Raw genomic sequence first — 15538 nt, 5'->3', positions numbered from 1 at the left:
GGCGTCACCATGAGCGCCATCAACGACGCGATCGAGGCCGACGGCGGGAAGCCGCCGGCCTCGATCAAGGTCTGGGACCCTTTCGTGCGCGTGTTCCATTGGTCGCTGGCCGGGCTGTTTCTGCTCGCCTATGCGACGGGTGACGAGATCGAAAATGTCCATATCGCCGCCGGCTACACGATTACCGGCTTGCTCGGGCTACGGATCCTGTGGGGCTTCGTGGGGCCGCGCAATGCGCGCTTCAGCGACTTCGTGCGCTCGCCGCGCGTGGTGCTCGCCTACATGCGCGACGTGGCGCTGCTCAGGGCGCCACGCTATCTCGGCCACAATCCAGCCGGCGGCACAATGGTCGTGGCGCTGATCGTCACGCTGATCGTCACCTGTACCACCGGTTACATGATGACGACGGGCACCTTCTGGGGAGCAAAATGGGTCGAGGAGATACACGAGGCTTTCGCCAACCTCACGGTCGGCCTCGTCGTCGGCCATGTGCTTGGCGTTCTGGTGGCGAGCTTCGAACACAGCGAAAATCTGGTGAAGGCGATGATCACGGGAAGGAAGCGTCCATCGTAACCGGGTACGAGAAGTTCTCGCTATCTCTCGACGAATCGGCTCCCGTTCCATCGCAGCGTTCGGCTCTTGCCGCTCCCGCCCAGAACTTCAAGGAAGGCCTGATCTCGGGAAGAAGAGAGCCGAACGTCGTAGGTGTGGACGACCAGCACACGCCTATAGCGTCCGCTTTTCAAGACATACGCCTCGTGCAGGCAACCTGCAGACCTGCAATGAACCGCCCTGGTACCGCAATGGAAATCGTCGAAATGAAGAGCCAGGAATTGAGCTCCCGGCACGGTCAGATAGAGGGCAAAGCGTTGGGCGGGAGCGATTGGGCCACCGCACACCGTATCAATTGGCTGTCTCGCTTGAGCCGATTGAGGCAAATCAACTCACCAACGCGGTGGTGGAGTAAGCGAAACTTGCAGTCGAACAGCGCTTCGCTCCCCGGTGAGCGTGGGACATTCATCATGCGAGTCCGTCACGGAACTCCCCTTCTCACCTCTTCTCGAGGGGTGCTCGCTCGTACGCTCGTCGCGATTGCATTGAGCTTGTTACCTTCCGTGGCGATGGCGCAGGACGAGCTGAAGCTGAGCGATGCTCAAGCGCGCAATCTCGGAGTGCGCGTGACCCACCCGATCGCGATCCGGACCGATCTGACGCTGCCCTATCCCGTCCAGATCGTGATCCCCACGCAGCAAATGTGGGTCGTCAGCGCGCCGGTGGCCGGCATGGTCGCCACTCTCCTCGTCGGGCGCGGTGACCGCGTCTCGGCCGGCCAGCCGCTTGTCACCCTGGAAAGTCCAAGTTTCGTCTCCCAGCAGCGCGACTACCTGCACGCGATCGCACAGGAGCATCTCGCCAGCCAGCAACTGAAGCGGAACGTCGATCTGTTCGAGGGCAAGGCCGTGCCGCAGCGCGTGCTGGAGGCCAGCCAGGCTGAAGCACGCCAGGCCGCTCTCGTGGTCGCCGAGCGGCGCCAGATGCTGCATCTGAGCGGGATGTCCGACGAGGCAATTCTTCGGCTCGGCCAGGAAGCGGCGATAAGCGGCACGCTCACGGTCAATGCGCCACAAACCGCATCCGTGGTCGAGGTCACGGTGTCTCCGGGGCAGCGACTCGAACAATCCGCTCCGCTCGTCAAGCTGGCGCGGCTCTCACCGCTATGGGCGAAGATCGCGATCCCGGCAGCCAATATTCGAGCAATCCGTACCGGCGCGAAAGTCGAGATCGAGGGCTATTCCATCCCCGGCAAGGTCGTGCTGGTCTCCGAGACCATCGACCCTGCCACCCAGACCATTTTGGTTCGCGCGGAAATCCCCAACGACGGAGACCTGCATCCCGGTCAGACCGCCGCTGCCCGCATCGGCTTTCTCTCCGCCGGCGAAAGCGCGTGGGAGATTCCCTACAGTGGGCTGGTGCGGCGGGGCGAGCAGACCTCGGTGTTCGTTGCCATAGCCGGCGGCTTCCGGCTGGTGCCGGTCAAGCTGGTTGCGGAGGATCAGGACCATGTCGTGGTGTCCGGTCGCATCACAGACCAGGACGAGATCGCGATCGGCGGCATCTCGGCACTTCGCGGCATTCTCTCCGGACTGGGGCAATAGATGCTCCGGCGCCTGGTTGCGTTCGCGCTTGCACAACGACTGTTCATCCTGCTGAGCGTGTTGCTGGTGGTCGGCGCCGGCGCCGTCCTCCTGCCCGGCTTGCCGATCGACGCGTTTCCCGACGTCTCCCCGATTCAGGTCAAGATCATCATGAAGGCACCGGGCCTGACCCCCGAAGAGGTCGAGCAGCGCATCACGGTGCCCGTCGAACTCGAACTGCTTGGATTGCCGAACAAGAAAGTCCTTCGTTCGACCACGAAATATGCCCTGGCCGACATCACCGTCGATTTCGAGGACGGCACCGACATCTACTGGGCGCGCAACCAGGTATCGGAGCGGCTGTCGAACATCGCGCGTGATCTCCCCGAGGGGGTGAGCGGAGGTCTTGCGCCAATCACAAGCCCCCTGGGCGAGATGTTCATGTTCACCATCGACAGTCCCGAGCTTTCGCTCGCCGAGCGCCGAACTTTGCTCGATTGGGTGATCCGCCCCGCGCTGCGGACGGTCCCCGGCGTTGCGGACGTCAATGCGCTCGGCGGTTATGTCCGCGCCTTCGAAATCGTGCCGCGTAACGATGCGCTTGCGGCGCGCGGCATTTCCTACGACGTGTTTCGCCGCGCCATCGAAGCCAACAGTCGCAACGACGGCGCCGGACGGGTGAACCAGGGCGAGGACAGCGCCCTGGTTCGCATCGAAGGCAGCATCCGATCGATCGAAGACATCAAGGCCATCGTCGTCGACACCCGCGAAGGCGTGCCGATCGTGGTCAACGACGTCGCGAACGTCAAGATCGGGACGCTGACCCGCTATGGCGCGGTCACGTCGGACGGCCGCGGCGAAACCGTCGAGGGACTCGTCCTTGGCTTGCGCGGCGCCAACGCGGGTCAGCTCGTCCGCGACGTGCGTGCCCGGCTCGCCGAGCTGCAACCCTCGCTACCGAAAAGCGTCTCCATCAACGTGTTCTATGACCGCAGCCACCTCGTCAACCGCGCGGTCGGCACCGTGGTGCGAGCGCTCGGCGAGGCCACCGCCATCGTCATCGTTCTCCTGCTGCTCTTCCTCGGCAACTGGCGGGCCTCGCTGGTGATCGCTCTCAGCCTGCCGCTGGCCATCGTCATCGCATTGATCGCCATGCGCGTGGTCGGGATGTCGGCCAACCTGATGAGCCTCGGCGGACTCGCGATCGCGATCGGCATGTTGATCGACGCTCTGGTCGTCGTGGTCGAGAACATCGTCGGCAATCTCGGCAAGCACGAAGCGGGCAAAGCTGCTCCGCTGATCCACCTGGTGTACCGTTCGGTATGCGAAGTCCTGGAACCGGTGGCCTCGGGCGTTCTCATCATCATCATCGTGTTCATACCCTTGCTGACGCTGCAGGGGTTGGAGGGGAAGCTGTTCATCCCGGTCGCCCTGGCCATCATCTTCGCGCTTACCGGCTCGCTGCTGCTGGCGCTCACCGTGGTCCCGGTCATGACCTCCTATGTGCTCAAGTCTGGGTCGCATCGCGATCCCATGCTGGTCCGTGCGGCGCAACGGATCTACGCGCCTGCATTGGACTGGGCCCTGAACAACGAGCGCAAGGTGATGGCTGCGGCGCTGATCGGCCTGATCGCTGCGGGATTTGCCTATACCAGGCTCGGCAAGACCTTCATGCCGACGATGGACGAGGGCGATGTCATCGTCAGCGTGGAGACGTTGCCTTCCGTCAATCTCGACGAGTCGCTCGCCATCAATGCGAGGCTCCAGAAGGCACTTCTGGCCGTGCCGGACATCGCCGGCATCGTCGCGCGAACCGGGTCGGACGAGCTCGGCCTCGATCCCATGGGCCCCAACCAGACGGACACGTTCCTCGTGCTCAAGCCCGCTGCCGAGAGGCAGACCGACAATCGCGAGGCCCTGCTGCAGAAACTCCGCGAGGTTCTGGCCGGCTTTCCCGGCATCTCGCTCGGCTTCACCCAACCCATCGACATGCGGGTGCAGGAGATGATCAGCGGCGTGCGCGGCGACGTCGCAGTCAAGATCTTCGGTCCCGATATCGCCAAGCTGAACGAAACTGCGGCGAAGCTGTCGGCCATCCTGTCCAGCATCGATGGTGCTGAGGACGTCTACACGACGTTGAACGAAGGCGCTCAATACTACACGGTTGCGGTCAATCGCATGGAAGCCGGCCGCCTCGGCCTGACGGTGGATTCCATCGTAAATTCGCTCCGTGCCCAGATCGAGGGCCGAACGATCGGGACCGCGCTCGAGGTGGGCCGCCGCACGCCGATTCTCGTCCGCGGCAGCGAGACGACCAGGGAGGCGCCGACGCTGCTGGCGAGCCTGCCGCTGACGCTGGCGTCCGGACAGCATGTCGCGCTGTCGCAGGTCGCGCGAATCCAGCGCGTGGACGGGCCGGTGAAGATCGACCGCGAAGATGGCGCGCGCATGAGCGTCGTTCGCGCCAACGTCCGCGGCCGCGACATGGTCGGCTTCGTCGAAGCGGCCCGCCAGAAGGTTGCGACCGAACTTCCGCTCCCGAACGGCTACCGGCTGACATGGGGCGGGCAGTTCGAGAACCAGCAACGCGCCGCCGCACGCCTGTCCATCGTGGTCCCCGTCGCGATCGGTCTCATCTTCCTGCTGCTCTTCACCACGTTCGGGGCCATCCGGCAGGCCTTGCTGGTGCTGGTCAACATTCCTTTTGCCCTGATCGGGGGCGTCTTCGCACTGGTCCTGACGGGCGAGTATCTGTCGGTGCCGGCCTCGGTCGGATTCATCGCGCTGCTCGGCATCGCCGTCCTCAACGGAGTCGTTCTGGTGTCCTACTTCAACCAACTCCGGGCCCATGGCCTGAGCGAGGACCGCATCGTCGTCGAAGGTGCCATGCGCAGGCTTCGGCCGGTGCTGATGACCGCGAGCATCACGGCGCTGGGCTTGATCCCGCTGCTGTTCGCGTCCGGGCCAGGGTCCGAAGTGCAGCGACCGCTCGCCATCGTCGTGATCGGAGGGCTGATGTCCTCCACCCTGCTCACCCTGATTCTCCTGCCGATCCTGTATCGCCGCTACGGCGGAACATCGAAGGTGGCGAAATGACCGACCAGCCGGTCTGTCTCACGCTGATCGTGCCGCGTCAGCTCCGTGACGAGGTGTTCGACTATCTCGCCGAACAGACCGACCTCGTTTCGGGATTCACGGCATCGCACGGAGCCGGTCACGGTGCCGAAGTCCGATTGCAGACGGCCGCCGAACGCGTGAAGGGCCACGCCGATCAGACCGCCGTGCAGATGATCCTGGCGGAAAGAGATGCCAGCAGCCTGCTCGACCGGCTGCGGGTCTCGTTTGCCGGAACCAAGCTCGCCTATTGGACGATGCCCGTGACGGAATTCGGCACGATCGAGTGAAACCAGCTCAGAAATCCGTCGACATCGACAAGAGCAGGGTTCGCGGCGCGCCTTGCGCGAGTGCCGAGTAGCTTGCGACGCCGGCCCAGTAATTGGTGTCGAACACGTTCTGGACCAGGGCCCGCAGCGTGACGGGCCGATTGTTGATGCGCGTGCTGTAGCGCGCGCCGAGATCGAGCCTGGTCCAGGCCGGAACGACCTGCGTGTTTGCTCCATCCAGATATTGATGCCCGGTATAGACAGCGTTTGCGACCAGCGTCAGTCCTGGTGCGAACGGTGTGTCCCATTCTGTGGACAGATTGGCCTGCACCTGGGGCACGCCGATCGGCGTCTTGCCCAGATTGGCTGCCGTGCTCGTCTTTGTCAGCTCCGCATCGATCAACGTCACGCCGCCGAGCACGCGAATTCCCGGCTGCAATTCTCCGAACACGGTGAATTCCACGCCGCGATTGCGCTGTTCGGCATCAGCCCGGTAAACCTTGTCGAGGCCCAGCTGTCCCGAGGGTTTGGTGATCTCGAACAGGCTGATCGTGGTGGCGAGCATGCCGAGATCGACCTTGACGCCTGCTTCCTTCTGCTTGCTGAGATAGGGCGCCAGGACCTCTCCTTGATTGCTCGCCGTCGTCGGAGCGACGTCGCCTTTGCTGAGCCCTTCGATGTAATTGGCGTACAGCGAAACGTTGCTCCAGGGCTTGACGACGACGCCGACCATCGGTGTGAACGCCGTCTGGTCATAGGCGGAGGTCACGGCTCCCGTGGTTGTGTTGTAGTTGTTCGACTTGACGCCCTGTTGCCTGACGCCGACGGTCAGTTGAAGGCGCTCCTGGAAGACCGACAACGTGTCGGCCAGCGCAAGGCCGGTCAGCTCGGTGTCCGACAGCTTGGGAACGCTCGCGGGAGCCGGAACGAGCTGCTCCGGACGGGCGACCGGCGCATAGATGTTGGACAACACCGGCGTGCCGGACACGCCGCCTCGCGAGATCTCGTCCGTGTAATAGCTGCCCTGGAAGCTTACGGCATGGCTGATCGCGGCGGTTTCGAACCGGGCGCGCACGCCGGCGTCGGCCACGTTCCTGTCGATGTCGAACTTGAAGCGCCCTGGTGTCGACGTGGTATCACCGGCCGCGTTCAGGATCGTCGGCGTGCCGAACAGACGATCGACCTGGGTCCTGCCGCCGCCGCCGTCGGCGAACACCGTCACGGACTCCGTCACGTCGTATTCGGCGCGCGCCAGCAGCGAGTTGTCGTGAACCTTGGCCCATTCCCAGGACTGCGTGACATTGCGCCGCCCGACCGGAGCGGTCGGGACGGCGACGCCCGTTGCGACCAGAAACGGCCTCGTGGGCGCGTCGAATTTTTCTTCCTGATCGATGAAGTCGAGCGAAGCTCTGAATTTCTCACCGCGATAGTCGAACGCCGCGGAGCCGACATGCGCCTCCCGGGTCTGGTTGTCCAGCGGCGTATCGCCATTGTGATAGCTGCCGTTGACGCGAATGCCGAATTCGCGGTTCTCGCCGAACCGTCGGCTCACGTCGATATGGGTGCCGAGTTGGGTGCTCGTCGCGTAGTCGGTCGTGACCCGCGTGAGGTCGACGTCCCCTGCACGCTTCGGAACGATGTTGATGGTGCCGCCGACGCTGCTGTTTGGCGCCATTCCGTAAAGCAGCGCAGTCGGGCCCTTGATAATTTCGATGCGCTCGACGTAGTCGGTGAACACACGGTAGTTCGGCGCAACGCCATAGACGCCGTTGAAGGCAATTTCTCCGACATTCCCCTCGCCGATCGGAAAGCCGCGGATGAAGAAGGAGTTGAGGATACCGCCGGTCTGTCCGGTGAAACGGACCGAAGGATCGTTGCTGACGACGTCGGCGACCGTGACGGCCTGTTGATCTTCGATCTTCTTCGCCGTGTAGCTCGTGACGTTGAACGGCGTATCCATGAAATCCTTGTTGCCGAGCAAGCCGATCTGTCCGCCGCGGGCCACCTGCCCGCCCGGGTAGGACGGCGGGAGCGCTCCGGGCCTCGCAGTATTGGGAGCAGCTTCCGCCTGCATCCTGGCCCTCTCGTTCGCGGGCGCAGTCTGACGGCCCGCCCTTCGGCCGGGATTGGATCGTGGACGTGCCCGCGGCTTTGGCGCATCTGCGGTGACGGTCACCGGCGGCAACGTAGCTGCCTGCTCCGTCCCCGTCGCAGCGCTTTGCGCATTGGCGACGCTTACGAGGCCGTCGCTGAACAGGGCGATGGAGACCACGGAGACCGCGAATGTCGTCGGGCTGGAGAACCTCGGAAGCGCTTTGACGGTGGACGCCAGAATAGCAATGGAACGGCAAATGACTCTCGACGGCATCTCGCAACAGCTTCCGGTTCGATAAGATGAATACCGGAGCGACGTGATGCGGGAACCGTCACCAAGTCAACGAAAGTGCGTTTGTTTTCAGTAGTTTAGAATAAGATAAGATCTAAACATGGGGAGAAGCGCTACACAGCGCCGCTGACCACTGCCGCGCTGCATCCGTCGATCGCAGCAGGTTCGGCGCAGGCACCGGCGGCCGTCGAAGTCACTCCGCCGAGGCCTTGGCGTGGCGCTCGGAGGATTCGAGCGCTGCCTGGGTCAGGCTGCGTCGGCGCCAGATGTAGCCGACCACCAGCACGACCACGACGCCGAGCACGGCACAGAGATATTCGCCGCCTGCCCCGCCATGTCCGAACTGCGGCGGGATGCGCAGCGCGCCGAGCATGCTGTCCAGCGAGTTACCGAGCGGGCCGTCGAACAGCGTGTGCAGCCTCGGCGCGACGCCGGGGTCGGTCGCCATCACCTCGCCCGCCACCCAGCCGAGCAGCGCCGCGCCGGCCCAGACCAGGACCGGCAGTTTTGCGAGCAGCGCCATGATCAGCGCGGCGCCGGCGACGATCAGCGGCACGCTGATGGCGAGGCCGAGGACCAACAGCGGCACGCTGCCATTGGCCGCGGCGGCGACCGCAATGACGTTGTCGAGACTCATGACGATGTCGGCGACCACGACGATCTGCACGGCATGCCACAGATGCGAGGCCGACTCGACGTCATCCTCGTCCTCGTTTTCCGGCACCACGAGCTTGGCCGCGATCACGATCAGCGCGAGACCGCCGACGAGCTTGAGGTACGGCAGCACCATCAGGCTCGCGACGATGCCGGTGAAGATGATCCGCAGCATCACCGCTGCGCCTGCACCGAAGATCATGCCCCAGAGCCGATGCCGCGGCTTGAGGCCGCGGCAGGCAAGCGCAATCACCAGCGCGTTGTCACCGGAGAGCAGGATGTTGATCCAGATGATCTTGCCGACCGCAATCCAGAAGGTCGGTGCGGCCATCTCGTTGTGAAACTGGGTGAAGAATGCCCCGATCGTGGCGGGATCGAAGATCTGCCAGAGCCAGCTCACAATACGTCCTTTCGTCCCGTCGATTTAAAGCATGATCCGGAGCCGGAGGGCCGCGTTAACGTAAAGTGTGACGCGGTCTGCCGAAGAGATCATGCTCAAACATGAACCAAAGCGCGACGATGTTCAGCGCGCCTTGGTTCGGATGGATCAGCCGACGATCTCGTTGCCCGAGAAGAACTGCGCGATCTCGATCGCGGCGGTCTCCGGCGCGTCCGAACCGTGCACCGAGTTCTCGCCGATCGACTTTGCGTAGAGCTTGCGGACGGTGCCCTCGGCGGCCTTGGCCGGATCGGTCGCGCCCATCACCTCGCGGTACTTGGCGATCGCGCCCTCGCCTTCCAGAACCTGAACCACGACCGGGCCGGAGGTCATGAACGCGACGAGCTCGCCGAAGAACGGGCGCGCCTTGTGGACGGCGTAGAAGGTCTCGGCCTGCTCCTTGGTCATGCGGATGCGCTTCTGCGCGACGATGCGCAGGCCCGCCTTCTCGATCACGGCGTTGACCGCGCCGGTCAGGTTACGCTCGGTCGCGTCGGGCTTGATGATCGAGAAAGTGCGTTCGATGGCCATAATCTTGTCCCTTGGGAAGAAAGCAGTGGTTCGGAGTTGCGGGGCTTATATCGGCGCCTTTGCCGGACGGCAAGCGACCGGCGGAACGGCCCGCACAGGCACTTCGATGCGGAGGTGGGCTCCAATTCAGCATGGATGACAACAATTTCACCCAGATGAACCCATTCTGAAACCGCCGTCAGGGTTCGGTTCAGCTTCGCCCGCGTAAGGTCGGGCCCATCGAAACCGAAGCCTGATCATCAGGCGGACCGTTTCGGCGGCCTTTCCATCGGCGCGATCGCCCCGCGCCGGCAGTCTTTAGGAGATCACCATGTGGAGGAAACTTTCGCTTGCCGCCGTCGCCGCGCTCGCGCTGGGTGCCGCGCTGGCACCGACCTCGGCCTCTGCTCACTGGCACGGCGGCCGGGGCTGGCACGGCGGCGGCTGGCACCATGGCCACGGCTGGGGCGGACCGCGCTTCTACGCCGGTCGCCCCGTCTCCTACGGTTATGGCGGCTGCTATGTGCGCCGGCTGGTCCCGACCCCCTGGGGACCCCGCTGGCGGCTGATCAACCGCTGCTACTGAGCCCGTCAGCACCTTTCCGAGGGTACCTAAGCCCCCCAGGTGCCTTCCATGAGAAGCCCCGGCGCTCCCCTCGCCGGGGCTTTGCCTTGAGCGGAAAAGGCGCAGTTCATACAATTTTTACGAGAATGCCCGGCAGTGCCCGCTGGCGGCGAAACTATTTGGGCGGCAATGACTTGGTACCGTGTCCTTACTATGAAAGCACGGAACCCCGCGATGGCTGGCCTCCTTGCCAATGACAGCGAAGAGATCGACCGGCGCACCAGCCGCTCGATTTGCGATGCCGTGGGCGAGCGGCTGCAGCAGAGCCTCCGGCCCGAACCTCGCCTCCCGACACATCTCGAGCAACTCCTCAACGAATTGAGGCAGCGCGAGCGCGAGCCGCACTGACTGGCGCATGATCCGGAAAAGTGTGAGGCGGTTTTCCAACGCGACAAACGCGGAACGCGTTTGCGCGGAGATCATGCGAAAGCGATAACCAAGGAAAAACGGGTTGCGTTTGATGCCGGCTGCGGTGACAAGGCCGCATGCTTGCTATCACCGACCTCTCCATCCGCCTGGCCGGACGCCTTTTGATCGACCAGAGTTCCGTGCAGATCACGCCCGGATCACGTGTCGGCCTGGTCGGGCGCAACGGCACCGGCAAGTCGACACTGTTCAAGGTGATTCGCGGCGAGCTCGCGGCCGAGCACGGCTCGGTAACCCTTCCGCCGCGCTGGCGCATCGGCAGCCTCGCGCAGGAAGCGCCCAACGGCCCCGAAAGCCTGATCACGGTCGTGCTCAAGGCCGATCTCGAACGCGATGCGCTGCTCACCGAAGCCGAGAGCGCGACCGACCCGCACCGGATCGCCGAGATCCAGACCCGGCTCGTGGATATCGACGCGCATTCGGCGCCGAGCCGTGCGGCTGCGATCCTCTCCGGCCTCGGCTTCTCCGCCGCGGATCAGCTGCGCCCCTGCGCCGAATTCTCCGGCGGCTGGCGCATGCGCGTCGCGCTCGCCGCCACGCTGTTCGCGGCGCCTGACCTTCTGCTGCTCGACGAGCCCACCAACTATCTCGACCTCGAAGGCACGCTGTGGCTGGAGGATCACCTCGCGCATTATCCGCGCACGGTGATCGTGATCAGCCATGACCGCGACCTCCTGGAAAGCTCGGTCGACCAGATCCTGCATCTGGAGCGCGGCAAGCTCACACTCTACAAGGGCACCTATTCCTCGTTTGAGGAGCAGCGCGCCGCGCGCGAGCTGCTCGACGCGAAGGCGGTCAAGCGCCAGGAGGCCGAGCGTGCGCGCCTGCAGGCCTTCGTCGATCGCTTCAAGGCCAAGGCTTCCAAGGCGCGCCAGGCGCAATCACGCGTGAAGATGCTGGAGCGGCTGAAGCCGATCACGGCGCTGATCACCGAGGACGTGCGCGAGATCAGCTTTCCGGCGCCGGAGAAAATCCTGTCGCCGCCGATCATCGCCGTCGACAACGCCTCGGTCGGCTACGATCCGGCGAGCCCGGTGCTGAACCGCGTCACCCTGCGCATCGACAATGACGACCGTATCGCGTTGCTCGGCGCCAACGGCAACGGCAAATCGACGCTGGTCAAACTGCTCGCCGGACGGCTCGCGCCGTTCTCGGGCAAGGTGACGCGCGCGGACAAGCTGTCGATCGCTTATTTCGCGCAGCACCAGCTCGACGAGCTCAACGAGGACGCCTCCGCCTACGACCATGTCCGCAAGCTGATGGGCGATGCGCCCGAAGCAAAGGTGCGCGCGCGTGCCGGCGCGATCGGCTTCTCCGGCAAGGCCGCCGACACCAAGGCCGGCAAGCTCTCGGGCGGCGAGAAGGCGCGGCTGCTGCTCGGCCTTGCCACCTTCTTCGGCCCCAACATGATCATCCTGGACGAACCGACCAACCATCTCGATATCGACAGCCGCGCCGCGCTCGCCGAAGCGATCAACGAGTTTCCCGGCGCAGTGATCATGGTCTCGCACGACCGCTATCTGATCGAGGCCTGCGCCGAGCGGCTTTGGATCGTCGCCGACCGCACCGTGACCAATTACGACGGCGACCTCGACGAATATCGCCGCCTGGTGCTGTCTGCGCGCAACGCGGAAGCTCCGCGCGAGCGCAGCGCCGCGAGCGCGAAGCCGCAGCGCGCGAGGTCGGACAATCGCGGCTCGCTGAAGAAGCGCATCGCGGAAGCCGAGGCCGAGATCGCCCGCGTCAGCGAGATCATCACGAAGATCGACACGGCGCTCGCCCTGCCCGACATTTTTACGCGCGACCCCAAGCAGGCCGCGCAATTGTCGAAGGCCCGCGCCAATGCCGCCGACGCGCTGGCGCGCGCGGAGGAGCAGTGGCTGGAGGCGAGCACGCAGTTTGACGAGGCGGCGGGGTAGCCTGGAGAATGATCCGGAAAATTGTGCAGCGGTTTTCCGAAAAGATCATGCTCAAACATGAACCTAAAGCGCGATGACGATTCATCTCAATCTCATCGCGGTTTCGGTCCGTGTCCCGGACGCGGCGCGGCATGAAATGATGCGACGCTGAGCCGGGACCCACGCTTCAGCGCGCACGCGGCTCCTGAGCCCGGCTCAGCTGCGCATCCGCCCACGCGCTGCGCAGCGTCCCGGGCACGTGTTCTTCGATAGGGGGCCGATACGCCTTACGCGTGCTTCTTCTTCGGCTTCACCGCCCTCGGCGCCGGCTGCGGTTCGGGGTTGCCCTCGATCGAGGACAGACGTCCGGCCGTGAACGTGTAGATGCCGGCGCGCGGACCCGTCGCCCAGGTGACGACGGCGACGCGTCGGCCGCTGGCGTCGGTGGACAGGTTGACGCTCGAAGGTGCGCCGATGCCGCGCACCACGTCGCATTCGGTATGGCCGAGCGCGACCGTGCCGCCCATCGGAGCGGGGGCGGTCGTCGACGCATTGGCGTCGGCCGGGCCGGGAGGCGGCGCCATGCCCGGACAGGCGCCGTCGGCGCTGACGAAGTCCTCGGCTCCCACCGGCTTGTCAGGCGTGAGCGGCGGCGATTCGATCGAGATGTTCTTGATAAAGAGACGGCCCGGCTTCTGGAACCATGCTGCGTCCTTTGACAGCAGATCACCTGCGCCGGAGCAGCCCGCGACCAGCGGTGCCACAGCGGCCAACGCAATCATGAGTGAGCCGGGAAGCTTTTGATGTCGCACGATAAACTAATTCCCCGCGTGAAGGACCAGCCCTAAACGATTGTCCCAACATCCCTTTGCGGCACGAAGGTGGCCAAACCCAGCATCGTTCACAAACTGCAAATTATCATTAATTGCTGACGGCCGCTAATTCCGCTTCTGCCACCGGCCCCGTTCGTCGGCCTGCCAATAGGTGACATCAAATCCCCGCGCCTTGCAATCGGTCCAGGCCGTGCGGGCGAGCGCAAGTGCATCCGGATCATCGCCGTCGAACAGTAGCACCATGCGCTCGTAGCCGTGTGAGTCCTCCGGCAGCGCGGCATAGTCGATCAGGAAGCGGACATTGGCACCGTTGGGATTGCCCCCCTCGATCGCCAGCACGATCGGCTGATCGGCGATATCGTTCACCCGCCATGTCGTGTGCGGCAGGAAGGAATCGTCGCGATAGGTCCACAAATGCGCGTCGAGCGCATCGGCGCGTTCCTCCGAGGTCGACTGCACCACGACGCGCCAGCCGCGCTCGAGCGATTTCTCGAGAAGCGGCGGCAACACATTCTCCACCGTCATGTTTTGCAGATGGTAGAACAATACTTCAGTCATCTCAGGTCATTTGCGTTCGTAATGGTCGGAGACCAGTCGATCGAGCAGGCGGACGCCGTAGCCGCTTCCCCAGCTCTGGTTGATGTCGGTCTTCGGCGCGCCCATGGCGGTGCCTGCGATGTCGAGATGCGCCCAGGGCGTGCCCTCGACGAAGCGCTGGAGGAACTGCGCTGCGGTGATCGAGCCGCCATGGCGACCGCCGGTGTTCTTCATGTCGGCAAACTGGGAATCGATCAGCTTGTCGTATTCGGGGCCGAGCGGCATTCGCCAGACCTTCTCCCCACTCTCCACGCCGGCCACTAGCAGCCGGTCGGCGAGTTCGTCATTGTTGGAGAACATGCCGGCATGCTCGGTGCCGAGCGCCACCATGATCGCGCCGGTCAGCGTCGCCAGATCCACCATGAATTTCGGCTTCACTTTCTTGGCGACGTACCAGAGCACGTCGGCCAGCACGAGACGGCCTTCCGCGTCGGTATTGATGATCTCGATGGTCTGACCGGACATCGAGGTGACGATGTCGCCCGGCCGCTGTGCGTTGCCATCGGGCATGTTCTCGACGAGGCCGATGGCGCCGACCACGTTGACCTTGGCTTTACGCGCAGCGAGCGCATGCATCAGACCGACGACGCAGGCCGCGCCTCCCATGTCGCCCTTCATGTCCTCCATGCTGCCGGCCGGCTTGATCGAGATGCCGCCGGTGTCGAAACAGACGCCCTTGCCGACGAAAGCGACCGGTGCCTCGCCCTTCCTGGCCCCGTCCCAGCGCATGATCACGGTGCGGCTCGGCCGCGCCGAGCCCTGACCGACACCGAGCAGCGCACCCATGCCGAGCTTCTGCATCGCCTTGACGTCGAGCACCTCGACCTTGACGCCAAGCTTGCGGAGCTGACCGGCGCGGCGCGCGAATTCCTCGGGAAATAGCACGTTCGGCGGCTCGTTGACGAGGTCACGCGCGATGATCACGCCGTCGATGACGTGGCCGGCCGAGGCGAACGCCTTCTTCGCAGCACCGGCATCGCCAACTGCAAGCGAGACGTCGGCGCGCGAGCCGCCCTCCTCGCCCTCCTTCTTCTTCGTCTTGTAGCGGTCGAACTTGTAGGTGCGCAGCCGCAGGCCTGAGGCGATCCCCACCGCCTGCTCGCTCGTCATGGCGCCGCCGGGCAGCTCCGCCATGATGGTCATGGCGCTGGTGCCAGAGGGCAGCTTGCTCGCTGCCACCCCGCCGAACTTGAGGAAATCGTTCGCCTTCAGGCCGGTCGCCTTGCCGGCGCCGATCACGATGAGCCGGGTCGCCTTGACGCCCTCCGGCGCCAGAATGTCCAGCGCGGCCCCGGTTTTACCCTTGAAGGCAGTTGCGGCTGCCGCGCGCTTCACGAGGTCGACGGCGCCACCCAGCGCCTTGGCCGTTGCCGGGCCGACCTTCAGGTCGTCATCGCAGAACACGACCAAGATGCCACGGGGGGCGGCAGACAGCGGGACAAAGCCGACCTTGATGGCATCGGACATGGATAACTCCTCCAAAATATTGGCTTATCGCTGTCAGGCAGGCTCGGCCACGGGCCGGAGCTGAACCGCGATTCACTGGACTTTCGCCACTATGGGCCACCCGCCCGGCAGATGCCAAGCACCGCCGTGGCCGCCAAGCCACAACATGGGAAATATTAACCATATATTGATGGCGCCATGGGGCA

At 64.4% G+C, this 15538-nt stretch carries 13 protein-coding genes; 7 read left to right on the top strand and 6 right to left on the bottom strand.

Features of this window, described 5'->3' with window-relative positions; all coding sequences use genetic code 11:
• Positions 1-9: 9 nt before the first annotated feature.
• From ACSHT2_RS00920 to ACSHT2_RS00905, 4 genes are all read left to right on the top strand, one after another.
• Positions 10-573, top strand: coding sequence for a cytochrome b/b6 domain-containing protein (locus ACSHT2_RS00920; protein WP_440639978.1), 564 nt, complete (start codon positions 10-12; stop codon positions 571-573).
• A gap of 449 nt (positions 574-1022) precedes the next feature.
• Complete coding sequence (locus ACSHT2_RS00915; RefSeq protein ID WP_440643017.1) at positions 1023-2156, top strand: efflux RND transporter periplasmic adaptor subunit; 1134 nt, start codon at positions 1023-1025, stop codon at positions 2154-2156.
• Positions 2157-5231 carry an efflux RND transporter permease subunit gene (locus tag ACSHT2_RS00910; RefSeq protein ID WP_440639977.1) on the top strand — a complete coding sequence of 1025 codons (3075 nt, stop codon included), beginning with the start codon at positions 2157-2159 and terminating at the stop codon, positions 5229-5231.
• Positions 5228-5539, top strand: a complete 312-nt coding sequence (locus ACSHT2_RS00905) for a DUF3240 family protein (RefSeq protein ID WP_271530416.1) — start codon at positions 5228-5230, stop codon at positions 5537-5539. Before ACSHT2_RS00910 ends, ACSHT2_RS00905 begins: the two co-directional genes overlap by 4 nt.
• A 7-nt stretch (positions 5540-5546) precedes the next feature.
• On the opposite strand, the gene ACSHT2_RS00900 is transcribed toward ACSHT2_RS00905, so the two are convergent.
• From ACSHT2_RS00900 to ndk, 3 genes are all read right to left on the bottom strand, one after another.
• Positions 5547-7592 carry a TonB-dependent receptor gene (locus ACSHT2_RS00900; RefSeq protein ID WP_440639976.1) on the bottom strand — a complete coding sequence of 682 codons (2046 nt, stop codon included), beginning with the start codon at positions 7590-7592 and terminating at the stop codon, positions 5547-5549.
• Between the two features lie 505 nt (positions 7593-8097).
• Positions 8098-8958, bottom strand: coding sequence for a TerC family protein (locus ACSHT2_RS00895; protein ID WP_440639975.1), 861 nt, complete (start codon positions 8956-8958; stop codon positions 8098-8100).
• A gap of 147 nt (positions 8959-9105) precedes the next feature.
• Positions 9106-9528 (bottom strand): nucleoside-diphosphate kinase, encoded by a 423-nt coding sequence (gene ndk, locus ACSHT2_RS00890; RefSeq protein WP_035670008.1) that lies wholly within the window; start codon positions 9526-9528, stop codon positions 9106-9108.
• Positions 9529-9838: 310 nt separating this feature from the next.
• Between ndk and ACSHT2_RS00885 the strand changes: the two genes are divergently transcribed.
• The 3 genes from ACSHT2_RS00885 to ACSHT2_RS00875 all read left to right on the top strand — a co-directional run bounded on the left by ACSHT2_RS00885 (position 9839) and on the right by ACSHT2_RS00875 (position 12477).
• Positions 9839-10093, top strand: a complete 255-nt coding sequence (locus ACSHT2_RS00885) for a sulfur globule protein precursor (RefSeq protein ID WP_440639974.1) — start codon at positions 9839-9841, stop codon at positions 10091-10093.
• A gap of 213 nt (positions 10094-10306) precedes the next feature.
• Positions 10307-10480, top strand: a complete 174-nt coding sequence (locus ACSHT2_RS00880; RefSeq protein WP_440639973.1) for a hypothetical protein — start codon at positions 10307-10309, stop codon at positions 10478-10480.
• A gap of 137 nt (positions 10481-10617) precedes the next feature.
• Positions 10618-12477: an ABC-F family ATP-binding cassette domain-containing protein gene (locus ACSHT2_RS00875; protein ID WP_440639972.1), complete on the top strand. Its 1860-nt coding sequence runs from the start codon at positions 10618-10620 to the stop codon at positions 12475-12477.
• A gap of 266 nt (positions 12478-12743) precedes the next feature.
• Here the strand turns inward: ACSHT2_RS00875 and ACSHT2_RS00870 are convergent, their stop codons facing one another.
• The 3 genes from ACSHT2_RS00870 to ACSHT2_RS00860 form a co-directional block, all read right to left on the bottom strand.
• Positions 12744-13229 carry a hypothetical protein gene (locus ACSHT2_RS00870; protein WP_319329601.1) on the bottom strand — a complete coding sequence of 162 codons (486 nt, stop codon included), beginning with the start codon at positions 13227-13229 and terminating at the stop codon, positions 12744-12746.
• A 165-nt stretch (positions 13230-13394) separates the two neighbouring features.
• On the bottom strand, positions 13395-13847 hold the full coding sequence (locus ACSHT2_RS00865) for a DNA polymerase III subunit chi (protein WP_440639971.1): 453 nt from the start codon (positions 13845-13847) through the stop codon (positions 13395-13397).
• Between the two features lie 6 nt (positions 13848-13853).
• A complete protein-coding gene (locus tag ACSHT2_RS00860; RefSeq protein WP_440639970.1) occupies positions 13854-15353 on the bottom strand; it encodes a leucyl aminopeptidase in 1500 nt (499 codons plus the stop codon).
• Between the last annotated feature and the right edge of the window lie 185 nt (positions 15354-15538).

Source organism: Bradyrhizobium sp. PUT101 (assembly GCF_052043945.1).
Taxonomy (GTDB): domain Bacteria; phylum Pseudomonadota; class Alphaproteobacteria; order Rhizobiales; family Xanthobacteraceae; genus Bradyrhizobium.
Note: the sequence above shows the minus strand (reverse complement) of the source record. Positions and strands in the feature narration are given on the sequence as shown.